This is a genomic window from Bradyrhizobium sp. CCGB20 (genome assembly GCF_024199855.1).
Lineage (GTDB): Bacteria > Pseudomonadota > Alphaproteobacteria > Rhizobiales > Xanthobacteraceae > Bradyrhizobium.
Window position 1 is genome coordinate 3,479,150 of the sequence record NZ_JANADN010000001.1, and the last position, 18,106, is coordinate 3,497,255.

13 protein-coding genes are annotated in these 18,106 nt (G+C 61.0%); 1 reads left to right on the forward strand and 12 read right to left on the reverse strand.

Features of this window, described 5'->3' with window-relative positions; all coding sequences use genetic code 11:
- Nucleotides 1-97: 97 nt before the first annotated feature.
- Genes NLM15_RS15900 through NLM15_RS15915 form a run of 4 tightly spaced genes read right to left on the reverse strand, consistent with a single transcriptional unit; the run spans nt 98 to nt 4,278 of the window.
- Complete coding sequence (locus tag NLM15_RS15900; protein ID WP_254118007.1) at nt 98-784, reverse strand: HemK/PrmC family methyltransferase; 687 nt, start codon at nt 782-784, stop codon at nt 98-100.
- Nucleotides 785-843: 59 nt separating this feature from the next.
- Nucleotides 844-1,461 carry a hypothetical protein gene (locus tag NLM15_RS15905; RefSeq protein ID WP_254118008.1) on the reverse strand — a complete coding sequence of 206 codons (618 nt, stop codon included), beginning with the start codon at nt 1,459-1,461 and terminating at the stop codon, nt 844-846.
- Entirely contained in the window at nt 1,458-2,468 is a 1,011-nt protein-coding gene (locus NLM15_RS15910) for a TAXI family TRAP transporter solute-binding subunit (RefSeq protein WP_254124251.1), read from the reverse strand. The genes NLM15_RS15905 and NLM15_RS15910 overlap by 4 nt, the downstream gene beginning before the upstream one ends.
- Before the next feature lie 46 nt (nt 2,469-2,514).
- Complete coding sequence (locus tag NLM15_RS15915; RefSeq protein ID WP_254118009.1) at nt 2,515-4,278, reverse strand: hypothetical protein; 1,764 nt, start codon at nt 4,276-4,278, stop codon at nt 2,515-2,517.
- A gap of 380 nt (nt 4,279-4,658) precedes the next feature.
- Between NLM15_RS15915 and NLM15_RS15920 the strand changes: the two genes are divergently transcribed.
- Nucleotides 4,659-5,195 (forward strand): DsrE family protein, encoded by a 537-nt coding sequence (locus NLM15_RS15920; protein WP_254118010.1) that lies wholly within the window; start codon nt 4,659-4,661, stop codon nt 5,193-5,195.
- 128 nt (nt 5,196-5,323) lie between these two features.
- Here NLM15_RS15920 and NLM15_RS15925 read toward each other — a convergent pair whose 3' ends face one another.
- The 8 genes from NLM15_RS15925 to NLM15_RS15960 form a co-directional block, all read right to left on the reverse strand.
- Complete coding sequence (locus NLM15_RS15925; RefSeq protein ID WP_254118011.1) at nt 5,324-8,056, reverse strand: AMP-binding protein; 2,733 nt, start codon at nt 8,054-8,056, stop codon at nt 5,324-5,326.
- Nucleotides 8,057-8,200: 144 nt separating this feature from the next.
- The gene (locus NLM15_RS15930) at nt 8,201-10,072 is read right to left on the reverse strand and encodes a hypothetical protein (protein WP_254118012.1); all 1,872 of its coding nucleotides are present in this window, start codon (nt 10,070-10,072) and stop codon (nt 8,201-8,203) included.
- Nucleotides 10,073-10,083: 11 nt separating this feature from the next.
- Nucleotides 10,084-12,072, reverse strand: coding sequence for an asparagine synthase (glutamine-hydrolyzing) (asnB, locus tag NLM15_RS15935; protein ID WP_254118013.1), 1,989 nt, complete (start codon nt 12,070-12,072; stop codon nt 10,084-10,086).
- Nucleotides 12,073-12,075: 3 nt separating this feature from the next.
- Nucleotides 12,076-13,332 carry an O-antigen ligase gene (locus tag NLM15_RS15940; protein ID WP_254118014.1) on the reverse strand — a complete coding sequence of 419 codons (1,257 nt, stop codon included), beginning with the start codon at nt 13,330-13,332 and terminating at the stop codon, nt 12,076-12,078.
- The gene (locus NLM15_RS15945) at nt 13,322-14,515 is read right to left on the reverse strand and encodes a glycosyltransferase (RefSeq protein WP_254118015.1); all 1,194 of its coding nucleotides are present in this window, start codon (nt 14,513-14,515) and stop codon (nt 13,322-13,324) included. Before NLM15_RS15945 ends, NLM15_RS15940 begins: the two co-directional genes overlap by 11 nt.
- A gap of 280 nt (nt 14,516-14,795) precedes the next feature.
- Nucleotides 14,796-15,458 (reverse strand): helix-turn-helix transcriptional regulator, encoded by a 663-nt coding sequence (locus NLM15_RS15950; protein WP_254118016.1) that lies wholly within the window; start codon nt 15,456-15,458, stop codon nt 14,796-14,798.
- 265 nt (nt 15,459-15,723) lie between these two features.
- Entirely contained in the window at nt 15,724-16,998 is a 1,275-nt protein-coding gene (locus tag NLM15_RS15955; protein WP_254118017.1) for a polysaccharide biosynthesis/export family protein, read from the reverse strand.
- Nucleotides 16,999-17,065: 67 nt separating this feature from the next.
- Nucleotides 17,066-18,106: an NAD(P)-dependent oxidoreductase gene (locus tag NLM15_RS15960; RefSeq protein ID WP_254118018.1), complete on the reverse strand. Its 1,041-nt coding sequence runs from the start codon at nt 18,104-18,106 to the stop codon at nt 17,066-17,068.

Below are 18,106 nucleotides of genomic sequence, written 5' to 3' on the forward strand. Positions count from 1 at the left end.
GTATCGGCTTTCGCTGGCTGGCCCGCGCAAGGGCCGCTGGGTTCGGAGTGCTACCCTGCAATGCCAACCATCATGACGGGGAAGTGCTCGAACCTGGCTATTCCTTCGCGTACGCCATAACGACGCGACCGGAACCCGTCTCGTCCGAGACCACGCCGACATTTTCGTAAGCGTCGTTGCGTTCGAGCAGGGTTGCCACTTGTCGATCCTGGCCGCGGCCCACTTCGAACAACAGCAATCCTCCTGGCCGCAAGTAGCGAGGTGCGTCTTTCGTAACGCGCATATGGATGCTCAATCCGTAGGGCCCGGCCGCGAATGCCTCGCGCGGCTCGTCTGCGAGCAGGGAAGCGCGATCGCCGTTGAGCCGGGCCTCCGAGATATAGGGTGGGTTGCAGACGATCAGATCGATGGTTTGCTCGAGTTGCAGGCCTGTCAGAGCCCCGAACAGATCGCCCTGGAGCACGGTGATACGAGACCCGAGGTCCTTATGCGCGACGTTACGCCGGGTGAGCTCGACACATCCCTCAGTCAGATCGCTGGCCCAAACGTGAGCGCCAGGAATATTGAGCGAGATCGCGCAAGCCAGATTGCCGGCGCCGCAGCACATGTCGACGATCCGCGGCGCGGGAAGGCCCGTTCGGCGCAGTGCTTCAACCGCGGTGCTGCCAAGCAGCTCGGTTTCCGGCCGGGGCACCAGCGCGCCAGGAGCAACCAGAAGTTCGATTCCCATGAACCGGGTGCGTCCTCGCTCATAAGCCTCGGCTACATTGATCGTTTCGCTCATCGCATTCAAACCTCACGCGTGACGCATTCCTTCAAATGTTCAGCCCGCCTTCTGGCTGGTCAGCCAGACCGCCAGGCGCAGATCTTTGCAAGCCGCCCACGGACGGCGTCGAGACCGGTCAGTTCAAATGTTTCCTCGTAGGGTGTAGCCGTGTCGGCATACACTTTGGCCAGAAGCCGCCCTGTCCCTGGCATGGAGTTTATGAAGCGGACGGTATCGCCCGGAAGGGCAAGGCTTCGGCCGCCATCAGCAACCCTCCAGCGCTGGTCGACAGGCGGCTGATCGTTGATCTGGAATACGACCCTAATTTCGGTGACCGGAGTTTTGGTCCAGGAACTCGCCGAGGAGAGCAACAACTCGGTCCTATTGCCGCGACAATGTATGGCGAGCGACGAGGGTCCATCCTTCCGGCCGGTTCGTCCGGTGGTCTGCGCGGCGATCTGCGGCTTGCGGTCCACCGGTGATGTCGTTTCGCTGATGATCCAGTTCGGAATTTGAGGAGCTCTGACGGATTGCTCAGGTGCTTCCGCAATCTGATCGTCGACGCATGTCATGTGCTCCATTCCCTGCAACCGCGCGCATGCCTTCGAACGATCTGGCGTGTCGCCGGCTTGAGCGCAGCTTAGATGACCGATACCCGCGAGCAAGGAGGCCGCAAGGGTACCGAGTCGCTTCATCGCGACAGTCCGACTGTCGCGCTGGGCGAGCGATCGAGCCATTCCTGCGCCGGAGCAAACCGGGTCAGAGTGGGGACACTGGCGCGGAGATTCACGTCCTTCCATTTTGTATCGAAGCCAGCGGACTGCAGCCGGTCGAGCCGTCCGAACAGGTGGTCGACGAAGCGCACCATGCGCCGGTAGCGATCGGTCTGCGGCTGCCAGTTGTAGGCGGCAAGAATCGTGGGGACGGCAATGGTCGCGATCCGCTTGCCTTCTGGCACGAGGTTTGGGTAGTCCTTCGGATCGAGGGACGACGGAAGATAGTAGTCTTCAAATCTGGGGTCGTATTCGATGGGCAGGAACTTGAAGCCTTCATCCCAGCGTCCTTTCAAGAAGGCATCGACCGGCTTTGATGTGATGAAGACGACCGCTGAAATGTCGCCGCTCTTCATCTGCTGCAATGCGACCTGGTGGGGAATGAACATCTTTTCGACATTCAGTCCCAGCCGGCTGAAGATCAGTGGACCAGAATATGCGGCTGCTGTGCCCTGGGTGTTGAAGTTGACCTTCTTTCCCTTGAGGTCGTCGAGCGACTTGATCTCGGGACGCACGAAGATGTGCAGCTCGGCCGGGAAGAGGTTGAGAACATAGACGATGCGCCGTTCGATCGACGGAACCTGCGCCTTGTACTCGTCCAGGGCATCCATGTTGATGATTGCGGCATCAACGCCCCTGAGATAGAGCAGCGAGTTGACGTTTTCGGTGGCGCCGGTCGTCACGATCGGAATGACGTGAAGCTTGTCTTCCTCGTTGACGACGCGTGCGATCTCTGCGGCGAGCCGAAGCGGCGCGCCCTCGATAAGTCCTCCGGCGAGCCCCACCGTCCATGCATTGATGCGTTCCTTTGCGGCCGTATCGGCATTCCGTGCCAGCGGCTCGCGCGGCGAACGAGATTGGGCGCTGGCAGCAAGCTGCAGGCCGAACAGTGCCAATGCGACCGTGAATGCGAGCTTGCTCAATGACATGGACCTCTCCACTCTCTGGTCTGGTTTCGAAGGCTCGCTCCAGCGGCTATTTGAGCCCCTTGATCCGTCCTTCTGCATCGCGAATGCCGCCAACCTGAGCTCGTTCATACAGTTCGCGCGCCTTCGCGGGATCGCCGGCGACGCCGCGGGCGTCCCAGGATTGCAGCACGTGAGGATCGTAAGTTTCGGCCAACATAAAGGCCGCTTGCGCGCTGCCATGTCCAAGAATGTATTCCAGCAATCCGCGGGCTCCGTTGATGTCCGCCTGCCGCAATAATGCGCTGGCGCGCGCGAGCAGTCTCTCCTCGTTCGCAAGCGGGCGCTGCGCTCCGCTTGCGGTTTGGCGGTCCACCGCTGCCATGGCCCTCGGATTAGAGGCGGGCAGGGCAGTGGCCTGTGTGATCTGCGCGCTCGGTGCTATCGGCGCGGATGCCGAAGGCGAGAGCGGAAGCGTAGCGGCAGGCGGCAGGCTGCTTTGGCTTGGTGCGCGGCCCGGGGGCTCGCGCGAGGGCGCCGCTACAACAGTGGAAGCACTCCATGCGGCCAGATGATCCCGAACAGACGGGAGCGTTGAGGGCCGCGCGGCGCCGCTGCCGGGACGCTCCTTTTCGCGGTTGGCTTCGGCCTTTGCGGCGGCGTCGGCGGTTCGTACAGCCTCTGCCCGCGCCAGGTCGCGCTGATCCTTCAGCGACGCCGCCTCGCGCGCGAGAGCGTCCGCGCGGTCGCGCTGCTGTTCGACCTCCCGCTTCAGCGCCAGCTTGTCCCTGTCGTCTGCAGCGCGGTGGGCAGCCAACTCAGAGTTCGCGGTTTGCGCTGCACGGAGCTCGGCCTGAAGGGAGGTCAACTGGCGCGCCGCGCTCTCGGCCCTGTCTCGCTGCTTCTCGAGTTCCCGTGTCAGCATCGACCTTTGATCGACATCTGCAGCGTTGACCCTCGCGGTCTCGGAGGCCGCGATCCTGATGGTGCCGAGTTCGCCGATCAGGGCTTCTGTCTTGTCCTGCTCCTGCTTTAATTCGCGCTCGAGAGCTTGCCGTTGTGCGGTCTCCGCCGCGGCAGATTTCGTGGCTTCGGATGCTGCGCTGCGGGCGGCCTCCAGCTCCGAGCGAAGCGAGGCTAGCTGGAGAGCAAAGCGTTTGGCCCCATTCCGTCGGTCAAGCGGACGTTCCTGCTTCAGCTCGGCTTCGGATGCCTGCATGGCCTTTGAGGCCGCGACCCGTGCGACCTCGAGCTCCGCCCTCAGGAAGGTGAGCTCACGTGACAGAGTGTCAGTCTTTTGCCGTTCCTGTTCGAGCGCCTGCGTTTGCTGAATACCGATCTCGAGGGCGCGGACATTGTGCGTCTGTGTCTGCCGCGCCGCGTCGAGTTCCGCTCGGGCCGCAGCCAATTCGCGCGCAAGCCTGTTCGCTCGTTGCCGCTCCTGATCCAGCAACAGGTGCTGGTTGAACCGCTCCGTCTCGGAAGCAGCTTGAGCCGCATTTGACGTCGCGGGCGGTGAAGCCGGCATTTCCTGTGCAGGGACTTCAGCTGCGGAGCGTTGCGGCTCTCTCGAGGTCGCCGCCCCGCGCGATCCGGCTGCCGCCGGCCTGCTGCCAGCGGGCCGTGGCGCGGCGGGCTGAGCCTCGTCCGCGCGTTGAACCAGGAGCATCCTCAATTCCACTCCGCCGATCTGCTCTCGTCCTGGCGTGAAACTGCGCTGCTCGAGCAGCGCCCATGGGGCGAAGGAAGCGCCACGTTCGCCTTCGTCCCGGTCCCGGGATCTGGCGTTGGCAGTTCCAATCAGAAGCGGCAGCAGGCCGTTGATCAGAACCATCGTGAATATACCCGCTCCTGCGTATGAGCGCCGGGTGCCAGCGATGTCGAACAATCCGCGTCCGCGGAACGGAAATGGCCAATCCCCGGGCTGACGCGCAGTGGCAGTTGGCGCGACGGCGCTTCCCTTCGACAGACGGTGTCCGTGCACCCCCATTGCGACGCCCAAATGTTTGATGGAACTCATGGCATGTCATTCATGACACCGCTTTCATTGAGGCCATGTCGATGTCGCAGTCGCGGTAGCCAAAACGGAGTAGACGTGCAGAAATGGGAATTAAGTAGATCGATCGGACCATTACCCGAAGATTCTTGACCTGCACGGGCGCGCTTAAATAGCCTGCGAGGTGCACGCTTCATCACACACGCAGGAAGCACAGCATGACCAGATCGTTTGCCATTTTTGCCGGTGTGGCGGCTGTCGGGCTGATCCTCGTAAGCGGCATTGAATCCCAGGGTTCTGCGCAAACCGCTCTCTTCACCAAAAATCCCGGCGCGTCAGCCAGGAATGCTAATGCCAAGGCGACCGTTGCGACCCCTCGGACGCAGCCGCCGCATCGGCTTGTCATCCATGTCGACGCAAACGATCCGGCCTTGATGAATCTCGCTCTCAACAACGTCAGCAACGTCGTTCAGCACTACGGCGAGCTCAGTCAGAAAGTCGAAGTAGAAGTCGTCGCGTACGGGCCGGGACTGCACATGCTGCGAGATGACACATCCCCTGTAAAAGGGCGCATCAAGGCGATGGCCGAAACCACACCGGAACTGACTTTCTCGGCATGCGGAAACACGCGCGAGAACATGGCGAAGAATGAGGGCAAGGAAGTTCCTCTGATCTCGCAAGCGAAGGTCACCAAATCCGGGGTTGTCCGCCTCATGGAGCTCCAGGAGCAAGGCTGGAGCTACCTGCGGCCCTGACGATCACACTCTGCATTCCTAAGGGCGCGACGGCGCCTTCGAGCCAAGTGCGAGCGGAACCCGCGTGGCCTCTCTATACGATCCTGTGGCGGGCAGGACCGGCGCGTCAGAAAGCATTGTATCGTGGATCAGGAGCAGGACGCCGCGATCGCGCGCTCGATGACTGGTCGATTGATCGCGAGGTGAGGCTCGACCACCAGGTCAAGATGTCCACCGGCGATCGGAATCACGTCCAGCTCCTCAAACAGGGAGTCCCATCCGAGGCGCGGCGTTACGCCAGGCCGGTGGCATGCGAAGACAGTCCCTTTGATGGCCAGACGAGGCTTGGTGTTCTCAACCCAGCGTCCGAAAGCGCGCATCCGGAGAATTTCCTCGAGTTCAAGCCTGAGCATGAAGCGGGTGTTTGCCAGGCGAGGCCATGTGATGGCGTCGATGAGCCTGCAGAAGCGAGCCTCCTGGCCCAAGCGAGCGGCGAACTTCGCCACGGAGCGGCAAAGCATGCGGTAGATCGTCACGCGATGGGATCGAATCCGCTGCAGCGTGCGAGAAAGGGCTTCTCGGTGGTTTGCTCTGCGAGGGCCGACATTCGTGTCTAGGATGCCCAGGAATTTGACCGCACGACCTTGCTCGATCAACCGGCTTGCGACTTCGAATGCGACGCCGCCACCCAGGGAATAGCCTATCATTCGGACATCACCGCGTGGCTGAGCGGCATTGATCTGTTCGACGGCCATCGCGGCCATCTCCTGGACGGAATCGCGGCCCGCGAGGCTCCAGCTCAGGTCCGGATAGCGAATTGGTATCACCCGCGCCACCTTACTGAGCTGGGCGCCAAATGCTGCCATGCTCGGGCCATACCCCATGGAGCCAGGCAGGATTACAAGGCCTGGGAGAATTTGGTCATTTAGACGCTGCCGCACAGGTGGATCCACCGCTGCGATAGCCCGGACCATGTCTTCGGCGCTCATGTCGACCGTGAAAGCTTCCATGCTGACTTCGCGGCCGATGAGGTCTTCGATATCCATGACGCAGCGCAGGAGCTTTAGGGAATCTCCGCCGGCCTCGTCCCAGCGTCCGGCAGCTTCCGACACGCCGAGGATATTGCTCCACACCTGGTGCACGATCTTGTTGGCCTCGGCCAATCCTTGCGTCGCCGGCACAGGCGCGGGCGAGGTCTTCTTGCTCTCCAGATCGAGAAGTTTCAGCCTGGCGTGATCGATCTTACCTCCCGGGAGGCGCGGAATCTCCAATATCTCGTGCAGCCTGGTCGGATGCAAAGCCGCAGGAACCGCCTGCCGAATCACGTTGCGAACGTCGGTCTGGAAGTGCGGTCTCAGCGGATCGGAGGGCGATGCAAAAAGGACCAACTCGTTCGCGTCCGTCACGACGGCGACCGCGTCCTTCACATAGCTGAGGTTGCGCAGCGCACTCTCGAGCTCGGCCGGCTCGACACGCTGACCATTGATCTTGAGCTGGCGTCCTTTCCGCCCCACGATCCGCATCAGTCCGTGCACATCCACGATGACGAGGTCGCCGGTCTGATAGATGCGAGACTTTGGATCATCCGGGGCGGGCGATGCCGGAGAAAGCCGTCCGCATTCCCAGTATCCGAGCATGACGTACCTGCTCTTGATGACAAGTTCGCCGACTTCCCCGCATGGGACGGATTTCCCACTTTCGTCGATCACGGCATAGGATATGCCTGGAAGCAGGTAGCCAACTGGAACGCTGACGCCGTCCGCTCGCCATTCCTTGGGGAGAAACCACTGGGTGCCAGTAGTTTCCGTCGACAAATAGCTGACCTGGATGAAGCAGCCTGGCTGCACCGCTCCTCGGACGAGCGCGATGTCGGTCCACAAGACCTTCTCTCCGCCGATGCGTATCATGCGGAGCGAGTCGAAATCGCCTTGCCGACTGGCGCTGATCAATGCACGCGCCAGAGCTGGTACGACGTATGTAATCGTCACCTGTTCCGTGGTGATCTGGCGAAGAACGCCACGCAGCCCGAGCGCCTCGACATCGACGATGTGCAGTTTCGCACCGGTCAGCAAAGCCGACAACATCTCCCGACAACCGGCGATCGTTGTGGGGCCGCTCAGAGGCATGAAGACGTCAGCCGCACTTATGTGGCATGCATCCACATATTGCTGGACGCGCTGGAGCAGGTTGCGTTGGCTGTTCACCACGCCCTTTGGAACTCCAGTGCTCCCCGAGGTATAAAGCACAACGGCCGGCGCATCGACCGAAACCTGGGTGAGGGTGGGGGTTGTTGCTGAAGGTTCGCTGGCGCTCGCAACATCAAGCCAGACCAGACCATGTTGCTTGACCAACCCGGCAGCATCGCTGTCGTCGTGCCCGATCAGAACGGAAATCCGGGCGGCCGTGGCGATGGCCATGAGCCGCTGCACTGGATCGCGGGGGTTGAGCGGGACGAGGGCTCGTCCGGCTGCCATGCATGCCAGCATGGCGATCGGCTGCCAGGCCGAGCTTCGCAACAGCCATCCGAGGGCCTCCCCCTCCGGGATCAGCGCCTCGATGGCCTGGGCCAAAGTCAAGACCCGGGACAACAGCTGTGAATACGTGAAGGAGTGATTGCCGTCGCTGATTGCGACCTTGTTGGCAAACTTCGCCGTCACCGCAATCAGGTGTTCGATGGCCGATACGCCGGCAAAGCCGGCTTCCAAAGGATCGAATGATCGATCGGTCGGGCCGTTGAGATCGAGAGGCACGTTTACGGGGCTCAACCAGCTCAGCGTCGCGGGAAGTTGCTGAACGATCGATGGCAGGTGCGTGTCAACGGCGTCGCATGGACCGCCAGACGGATCGCCAAGTTTCTGAAGCCGCATCACCGTACCCGTCATTTTTCTGTCCCAACCTATGTTAATCAGGCCCGGGCACGCATACTTCAAACGAAGGATGCTGGGTTGGCATGCTCAGCCGCCGTTTGGTCGATCGGCGTCCTGCCATATCGAAAGGCCCAAATGATCAACCAAGCCTTCTGGTGGTCATTGTCGTGGCCTCAGGCCAGATTCGGCGTGGTCGGAAACATTGATTACAGGTTCGATGCTTAGCCACCGTACCGCCGCTGCTTTGAACCAGCGATAGTAACGCATCAAAGTCGATGTTGATGCCGGCTCCAGATCGGAGCGCGCTAGCTCGGACGGCACTCCGTGCGTCAGGACACACCAGAGCTTGACACGAGTATCGAAATCCGACGTCCCGGCAAACCGGTTCAAGGTGCTCCGTACGACGTCGCGGCTCGTGCTGCCAGCGCGGACGGCAAGCAAGACATGGTCTGCCCACGAGGCGAGAAGTCTCACTTCCGGAGCATCATCCAGCGATGGCGCGTTGATGACGACGAGATCGTAGGTGTTTCTAAAGTGCTCGAACAGCGAGGCGACTTTCGGGCCTGCTAGTGGCCCCAGGCGGCTGCCCTCGGACAACTTTGACGATATGTAATCGATTCCGAGCTCCGGGATGTGCTGTACGGCCTTGGCCGCCGCTCCGTCGTGCGCCAGGAGCTTGAAGAGATCTGCAGCCTCACCGCCGACGCGCCGGGGCACCTGGGAAAAGTCCAGGAGCAGAACGCGCTGTCCGAGCTGCGCGGCGCAGAAGCCGAAACTCCACGCGATCGCGCTCTTGCCTTCACCGTGCAAGCTGGATGTCACCAGGACAACATGCTGCGGCTGGGGCTCGATTGGATCCGCGGTCATGAGAGAAACTACGGTCGAGCGAACGGCTCTGTTAGACGAGGCTTCCGATTGCTCTACGAACCGTTGCGGCGAGGTGCTCAGCTCGGGCGGAATCGAGGGTATCAATCCGACGCACGGGATGTCCAATGCCTCTGCAGCTTCTGCCTCGGTATGCAGACTTCGATCGAAGTGCTTCAGGATGATCGCGACGAGACATGCCATGAGAGCGAAGACAATCGTAATTGGCGGGACGAGGAGGAACGGATTCAACGAGCTGGGAAAATCGGGGGGCGAGGCGTCCGCGATTACGGTCACGTCCGGCTCAGCGACGACGCCCTTCGTGGTGAGAGCCTGCCGCTTTCGTATCAGTGTTTCATACTGCTGGGCCAGAGTGGTGATTTTCCACTCCAACGCGGCGGCTCTCTGTGATGATAAGGTCTGACCTGAGTGATCGGCGTCCCATTCCGCCTTCGCCGCCGACAATTCGCGCTGAACGTTTGCCGATTGTGCTGCGATGGCGTCCAGAGCCTGGAGTTCTACAGCTCGCGTTTGCCGGGCTAGCTCGTCAGCATAGGATCGGGCGACCAGGTTTGCGACGTCCGCGGCTCGTTGCGGATTGGGGTCGCTGGCAATTACGCTGATAACTCTGGACCGGCGCTCCTGACTGACCTTCAAACGTCCTTTCAATGCTGCCAGCGCCGCGCCATCGCTCGGTTGATCTTTCCGGAAGGAGAGGAACCCCTTTATCTTTGACCAAGCCGTGCGGAGCAACGAACCGTTTTCGTGGGCCTGGTTGTCGAGCATCCTCAGTGCTGGCAGGAGCCGCCGCAGATAGGCATCGGATGACATCACCGTGACGTGCGTATCGATAGTCGGGTCGTCCGAACCGCCAGTCGCGGAGGAATTGCCGGGCGCGCCGGGATTCTCCGTTGCTCCGCCACTGCGAGCGCTGACGACAAGCTGTGCCGTCGCAAGATAGGAGGGGGACATAAAAAGACTACCGAGCACAGCGAGCAGCGCGCCCGCGCTGATCATTTTGATAATGAAGTACTTGTATCGCCTGATGCTATCGAGGACGTGCCTGAATGCCGCGATGGCGTCATCGGGAGGAGGCTCATCGGCTTTTGACCGCCCGTGGGACAGAACGGTCACCGGCAGAATCCGTTTACCTGCAAACGCTTCCATTGCCTGCTCCTTTACTGCGCCGGTTCCATTACGCCCGCCGTTCGAGGCGTCCCGGAGGCAAGTGTTGAGTCGAGCCAGGACTGCAGCATCAAGACAGCCCACAGCGGTCGCGAGAAATCGCGGCGACCGCTAAGATGTTGGAGCCAGCAATCCTGGACGCGGGAAACGTCCAGAAGATGCTGGTTGCGAAGGCGCGACTCGGAAATGAGGTCTGACGCCCACGAACGAAGAGGTCCCCTCAGCCAGGAGCCGATCGGTACGTCAAAGCCCTGTTTGGGTCGTTCGAAGAGGTGACGCGGCAGGTGACGGCTAAGGACCTGGCGCAGGAGCCATTTTCCCTGACCGTGACGCACCTTCGCCGAGTTCGGTAGAGTCCAGCTGAACTCAACGACGCGATGATCGAGAAGCGGGCAGCGAGCCTCCAGGCTCGTGGCCATACTCGCACGGTCGAGTTTCACGAGAATGTCACTCGGGAGATATCCAAGCATATCACGAACGATAAGATCGGACAGGAGATCGTTGAGCGGCGGAATCGAGTCGGACTCCGGATCTGCTTGCGCTTGCGTCAACTGCAGTTCCGAGAGCCGCGTCGACCGACGGTACATCTCGCCGACGTCATTGCTGCCAATCAGGTCTGCGAGACGGTTGATGCGGTCGCCGCGTGTCATCCGCTGCAACCAGCCTGGAAGACGAAGCGTCTCGACGACGCTTTCGCGCACGCCGCGCCCGAGCAGTGCCACACCGCTTGCGGCCATCGTCCGTATTGATCGGTTGGAGTTCAGCAGCGGCGCTAAACGGGCGGAAAGAACGTGTCTGGAATACCCTGCGAAGCACTCGTCACCTCCGTCGCCCGAAAGCGCAACGGTGACTTCCTGCCGTGCAAGTCGAGACAACAGCAGCGTCGGGATTTGCGATTCATCGGCAAACGGCTCGTCCCAAATGGTTGGAAGTTCGGGAATGACCGCTCTGGCTTCCGCAGAGGTAAGACGCAGTTCGGTATGGCTGGTACCGAGGTGTCGTGCCACGGCCGCAGCATTGGCCGTCTCGTCAAATGCGCGTTCACCGAATCCGATCGTGTACGTCCGTACCGGGCGCGTCGATTGGGCTTGCATCAGGGCCACGACGGTCGAGCTGTCTATTCCGCCCGACAGGAACAACCCGACCGGAACGTCGGCAACCATTCGGTCGGCGACCGCTGCCTCCAGCAGACCGCAAGCGTGGGAGACGAGCTGTTGGTCATCCGCCGCGGCCAGCGCTGCACGACCCGCTTGCGCGACATCGGCCAACGACCACCAGGAGCGCGCGCGTTCTCGTAGCGCCGCGGCGTCCTGCAAGACTGAGAGGTCCTCGGCACGGATCGACAGGGCACCGCCGGGTGGAAGCTTGAAGACGCCTCGCCATATGCACTGGTCTTCCGGCAGCCATCCGCGAGCTAGAAACTCCGCGACCGCGCGTGAGTCGATCTCCTGGTGAAAGTCGGGGAATGCAGCGATGGCCTTCAACTCCGACGCGAACACGAGCGCACTCGACGTCCGCGCGACGTAGAGCGGCTTTTTCCCCATCCGATCGCGGGCCAGATGCAGCATGCGGTTCCGGCGATCCCACAAGCCGATTGCGAACATCCCATTGCAGCGCTGGAGGGCCTTCTCGAGCCCCCATCGCTCGATCAGGCCCAGCAAGACTTCCGTATCGCTATTGCCGGTGAAGTGCTTGCCTGCGCTCTCGAGTTCTCGTCGCAATGGCTTGTAGTTGTAGATCTCGCCATTGAATGTAATGACGAAGCGGCCGTCGCTCGAAAGCATTGGCTGCCGGCCCGCATCGGAAAGATCGATGATGGATAGCCTGCGATGTCCGAACGCAATGCCGGCGTCACGATCCTTCCAGAAGCCGTCCGCATCAGGACCGCGGTGGCGCAGGCGAGCCGTCATCGGCCCGATTGCCGCGAGGTCGGCGGATCGCGAAGCATGCTGCGTCTGAAGTATTCCGGTAATCCCACACATGACCTAACTTCCAATGCGTGCCTGCGCCGATGGTCGCCGAACCGAGCCGAGGACAAGGCCAAGTGTGACGGCGAACCACACGGTCGGATGCCGTAGGATGAAATGACTGATGCTGAAGATGGCGAGCGCAAAGATCAGAACGGCCAGGGCGTCAAGCCGCGCGCGGAGCAGGAGCACCAGCGTGCCTCCGAGCAGGCTCAAAATGATGATCACCCCAGGCAGCCCACCCTGGGTGAACACGTCCAGGAGCGTGCTGTGTGCTTCCACGGGGAGTGGGACGCCCTTGTCCGTGATGCCGGTTGGTTTCTCCAAGTGCGGTCCGGGCCCAAGTCCAACCGACCCGGACTCCAAACCGGCCTGCAAGGCGTCCTGCCAAAGGCTCAGCCGCAGATTGGCGGTTGCTTTAGTTGCGTCACCGCCACGATCCTTCATCATACCGGCGGCCATCCCCTCGACGTCATTCGCTGTTGCCGCCCCGTAGGGGAGCAGCGAGAGTGAAAGGGGAACTATGGCCACCAGGAGGAGCGCCGCAGCTGCAAAGCGCAGACTCAATCGATGCTCGGGCGACGTTAGCCAGCTTCGCAGCTGCAGCGCAATGAACAGAGGTATCGAGAGCGCCATCGAGATAAGGAATGTATCGCTCTTCGTCAGCCGGCCGACGACGAACGTTCCGAGGCAGCTCAACACTGCGACGAGACGGGCAAACCCGTTCGAGGTCAGCGCCATGTGCAGCGACAGAGGTGTCAAAACCGCACAATAGATTGCAAGCTGGTTCGGGTTCTCCGACCATCCGCGAAATCGATCCCAGTACCACGGGTCGACTGACGCCATGCGGAAATAGTCCCAGCCCAATGCGAGCTGCACGGCCATGGCGATGATCCAGAATCCGATCAGAAACCATAGCGATTGGCGTAGAGTACCTTCCGGTCTCAGCGTCGCGGCGATCAGGCAGGTGATGGTCGCCACGAGGAGGTACGCGAAGATGTCGTGCACAACGAGCTCTGGGTCGACGATCTCCGGGCGCAGCAACGCCAGGAATGCCCCGAAACTCTGGATGAGGACAAAGCAGCCCCAGAATGCGAGGAGCCAGAGCAGAGCTGTGGGGTTGCAGATTCTTGAACTGGTCAGGAGATGCAGGGATGCGAGACCGAGCCAGACGACGAGGCAGGCCTCACCGATCCCCAAGGGGAAGCCGGGAAGGCGCAGCTGCGAAGCCGTCCCGAGTACGAGGCCAAGCGCAAGAAGGGCACTACCCATCATTGTATTTCACTGCTGCTGTGCGTCGTCGCCAGCCCGTCACTTGATGGCCGGGAGAATGAAGCTGCCCGTAAAGCTCCGTATAACGGTCGGCCACGACGTTTAGGTCAAACTCCTGGCGCACCACCTTGATCGAGCGCTGCCCCATCGTCTTCGCGCGCGCGGAATCCGAGAGAAGGTCAAGAATGGCTGCCGCGAGCGCGCGTGGATCACGCGGCGGTACAAGGTGGCCGTTCCAGTCGTCGACGACCACGTCGTCGCACCCCGGCATGCGGGAGGCGACGATCGGCACGCCGGCCAACCCGGCTTCCAGCAGGACACGGGGAATGCCTTCGCGATATTCGGTTGGAAAGGCAAAGAGGTCGGCGAGTCCCAGAAGCGCGGGAATATCCGATCTTGCACCGGTCGCAATCACGTATGGCGCGTGTCCGTCGATCAACGCCTGATCCACGGCGAACGGACCCTCGCTCTCGCGCGGACCAACGAGCAGAAAGCGAACCTTGGGACGGGCCTGATGAACGAGTTTCGCCGCTTCGAGCAGCGTCGCAATGCCCTTTTGTACCGTTAGTCGGCTTACCGTAAGGACGATTTCGGCATCGCCCAACCCGAGTTCGGCGCGTAGCTCGGCCGGCGAGTCCATTCGCGCTTGTGCTGCCTCGAAAGCGCCGACGTCGATCCCCGAGCTTCCGATAACGACGGACGAGCTCTTTCCAAGCAGACGGTGTCGGTCGAAGAAACTCTTATCGGCCTTGTTCTGGAATACGGTCGCGGCGGTCCAGCACGCAGCCAGGCGTTGCATGGCCAGATACATGGGGCGAAAGGCGAGGGCCCTCAGCTCGGTCGAGGAGAAGACCCATCCCATTCCGTTAATGGTCCGCACAACGGGAACGGAGCCGCGAAGCGCCAATGGTGCAAACAGGTTTGGCTTGGTGTCGAATGTCTGGATCACGTCGGGACGGGCGCTCTTCACGAGCTGCGCCAGTTGACCCATGGCGGCACGATCGGCAAAGCCCACGCCAAATCTGTCGAACTGATACTGATGATACTGGATGCCATTCTTCGCAAATGCAGCGACCTCACCGGTGCCCGCCGCGCTAACTCGGAGGCCGCGCTTCTGCAGAGCCGCCAGGAACGGGATACGCAGAGCGTGATCCTCGCCTCCTACGCAAAGCAAGTGCAGCGCCATGTCGGTTCCTTTCGGGGCCATTTGAGCAATCGTGCCAAGACGTTAGTCTTTGCGAAGGGCCCCCGCCTTTCCGGCAAAGAGTTGGACGGGAGCAGGTTAGGACGTGTCCGCGGCCTGTCTTCATGCGTTCGAATGACAGCGGGAGCAGGCGGTTCGCGGACGTGCTTGAACGGAGCTTTTGCAGGCGCAACGAAGCGCGGGCGCATGTTCGCCGAACGCGCCGGGAGTACTCCGATGTCTAACCATTCCAGACAACGAGACACCGCATTCCGCGCCCACGCTAAGGCAGGACGGCGAGGCGTCCGAGCAACGCGATCAGGTCTGCCTGCCGGCGCGTCTGTGTTTTGACAAACAGAGATGCCAGCTGGGAGCGCACTGTCGTCCGACTTAGTCGTCGCGCACGAGCAATGTCGATCAGGTTGTTGCCGCGCGCCAGCTCGATGGCGAGTTGAGTTTCTGCCGCGGTGAAGCCGAACAGGCGCTGCAGCGTCCGCGGTGAGGGCTCCGGATGGGCATCAAGATCCAGCAGGATCAACGCGATGGTGTCGTCGGAATATGCGTTGGCGACCTGGTTGATCAGTGCGGTGAAACCTTCCTTGGTGGATGTCGCCAGCCAGGATGTCGACCCTGCCGGAAATTGTGCGCCTGCGCGGTGGACGAGTTGCTTCACCGCACCATAGAGCGTGTCGTGGCTCGCATCGGCGCGCGCTTCGCGTTCCAATATTGCGCGGCCGGCTGGACTGAGTTCGATGACCCGACCTTGTCGGAGCAAGACCTGTCCGCAGCCGATGCGCGCGAGCACTCCGCGTAGGCCGTCCTGCTTCGAATTATGGGCTTCAGAGTGAGTGGGTGACATGGGATTGGAAATATTGAATATCGATTCAGAAGAATGACGCTGCAAAGCAATTGTGGTCCTTGGCAATGCCTGGCTTAAGTTCAACATTGTTATTCCCCCGGCCGCGCTTCCCGATGGAGTGAACGTGCCACAAAGATTCCAAATTTATGGCGAGCGTGTAAACGTTGAATGGGGGGTACCCCGCAGCGGCCAGAGCGGGGCGAAAGTCCTCGATCCTTCGGGTCCGACCCGATTGTGATCAAGGAAGGGGTAGCAAAGCGGGTCTACGCCTCGCGCGTGCAACCTTGGGGGTATCGAAAGCTACTCCGGAAGGAGCGCGAGCAGTTTACCCATAAGGGAGTACCCCTCGCGGTCAGTTCGACAGGCTGGCCCCCGACGGGCGTAATGTGACTTCGATTACGTCACCAGGTTCCACGTCGAAGTCGACGGAAGCAACTATCCTGTCCCACTGTTGACCGAGCCGCCGCACAACGACCACGTCGGGATTGAGCTCACCTGAATTGACGGGGATGGCACCCGAGCCGCCGACAGGCTGCAGTTTTTGGCTGAGCGCCTGCATTCTCACGCGCAGGTCCGCCAATCGAACGTTCGAATCTTTCTGCTCCCTGAGCAGATTGATCGTACGCTGGCTGGTGACACGTCCCGTTTGCCGCACGAAGTCCTCACGCTGGCGCTGGAGCCGCATGAGTTCGACGCTCGTCTGCAGGCGCCGGGTCGAGGACAGCAACAGGGCGCGCCGGCTTTCACTGACGCGAGGACTTGCCAGCAGGCCGGAGCCGAACGCCTTCATGACCCGCTCGAGTTCCTCTTCGTCGGCCTGCACTCCCTTCTCTTCACCTTCCTGTTGTTTCTTGAGCGTAGCGAACTGCGCGTCCGTTTGCTTTACAGCGTCTTCCAGAAAACGTTGTTCCGTGCGGTAGTCGTTTTGCGACGTCTTCAGAGAGTCCTTCTCGGCTTGAACGACTGAACCGATCACGCTCGCGGGCAGCGAAATGTCGCTTGGGGGCGTCGCGTCGAACGTGTCGCGGCCATCAAGCTCCGCGGCGGTCCGGACGATATGGAAATACTCCTTGGTGTATTCCGTGGCGAGAGACTGGTAGTCCCGTACGAGATCCGCGGGGTCGGTGGCACCGGGTTGCATGCCGCGTGATCGCAACAGGCTGAAACCGCCCGCAACTGCCACGGCCTGGCGCACAGTCATCGAAGCCCGATACGCCTGTTGTCCAGGCGTGAGCACATCTCCGGAGACGTAGACCGGCCGGTATTCCACGACGCTTGCCATGACGTCGCCGGGCTTGACCACAAATGCCTGATCGCGTCCGTCGGTCAGGCGTTGGCGCAGTATTCTTGCTTGCAGCAGCGTGTCGATACGGCTCTGCATCTGAGCCGGGGTCAGGCCTGCGACCTCTACCGTCCCGCCTCCCGGAAGCGGGATGGTGCCGTCGATCTGGATCTGCGTGCGGTTGCGTTGATCAGGGAGGCCGCCGATCGTGATCTCGATGGTGTCGCCCGGTGCCAGCTTGTAGGGAGCTGCAAGGGATGGCCCACTTGTCGTGAGGAACAGAATGGCCGCGCACGAACCCAGCAGGAGGGCGGCCGAGGCCTTGGCTCGCTTCTTGGACTTCATGGACTAACTCCCAATGCAACCGAGCCTTCGACGCCCGCGATTTGGGGACAACCGATCGCGGTTCTTCTCAGACGGCTTTCTTCAGATCCGAGATATGTGCGGTCGGAAGAAATATCTCATAGTTTCCGAAGAAGTATCTCCGCTCTTCGACGTGGTCGAACAGGCCCTGGCTCAAGGCTGCGAGGATTTCGCTGATCCCCTGCTTGACGCTGACCTCAGGCGTGAAATTCAACACCCGGCGGATCTTGTCGAAATTCACTCGGTAATTACGAGGATCGGCGCCGCGCTCCTGATAGGTCACTTTCGATCGCGGAATGTGCTTCAGGATCTCCTCGACCACCATCAGCTTGGTGAAGTTGTTTTCCTCGCAGCCGACGTTGAAGACCTCGTAGGCGACCTTGTCGGTGGGCGCGCGGAGCACTTCTTCGATGGCGCGGGCAAAATCACGAACATGGCAGTAAGGACGCCACGTATTGGGATCGAATACCAGCAGCTCATTTCCCAAATAGAGTTCGCGCACAAATTCGTTCACCGTGAGATCAAAGCGCATCCGTGAGGAAAGGCCAAAAGCGGTCGCAAAGCGGAGGACCGTCGGATGAAATCCGGCTTTTCCTTTGAGACCCAGGATCTTCTGCTCCATCTCCACTTTGTGTTTGGCGTAAAGGGAAAGAGGCGCGAGCGGATAATTTTCATCGACGGCCTTGTCTTCTTCCACTAACCCATAGTTCGAGCAGGTGGACACAAAGATGAGACGGTCGACCGGATGGTGTTGCATCGCGTCGATGAAGGAGCCGACGCCATTCCGGTTGATGGCGTGACTTTCGTCGGGGTACTTGCTCGTGATTGGATCGCCGACGAGTCCAGCCAGGATAACGACGTCATCCACGCCCTTCAACGCTTGAGAGGCGACACGCGAGTCGCGAATATCGCCGTGGATGAATTCGTACTGCGCAGAGCTGAGATAAGGCCATGCACAACTTTCGTTCTTGTAGATGAGCTGATCCAGGCAGCGAACGTGCCAACCTTTCCTCAGCAGATGGCCCGTGATCACCGAGCCAACGTAACCAGCACCGCCTACGAGAAGTACAGTTCGCATTTCAGTCGCCAT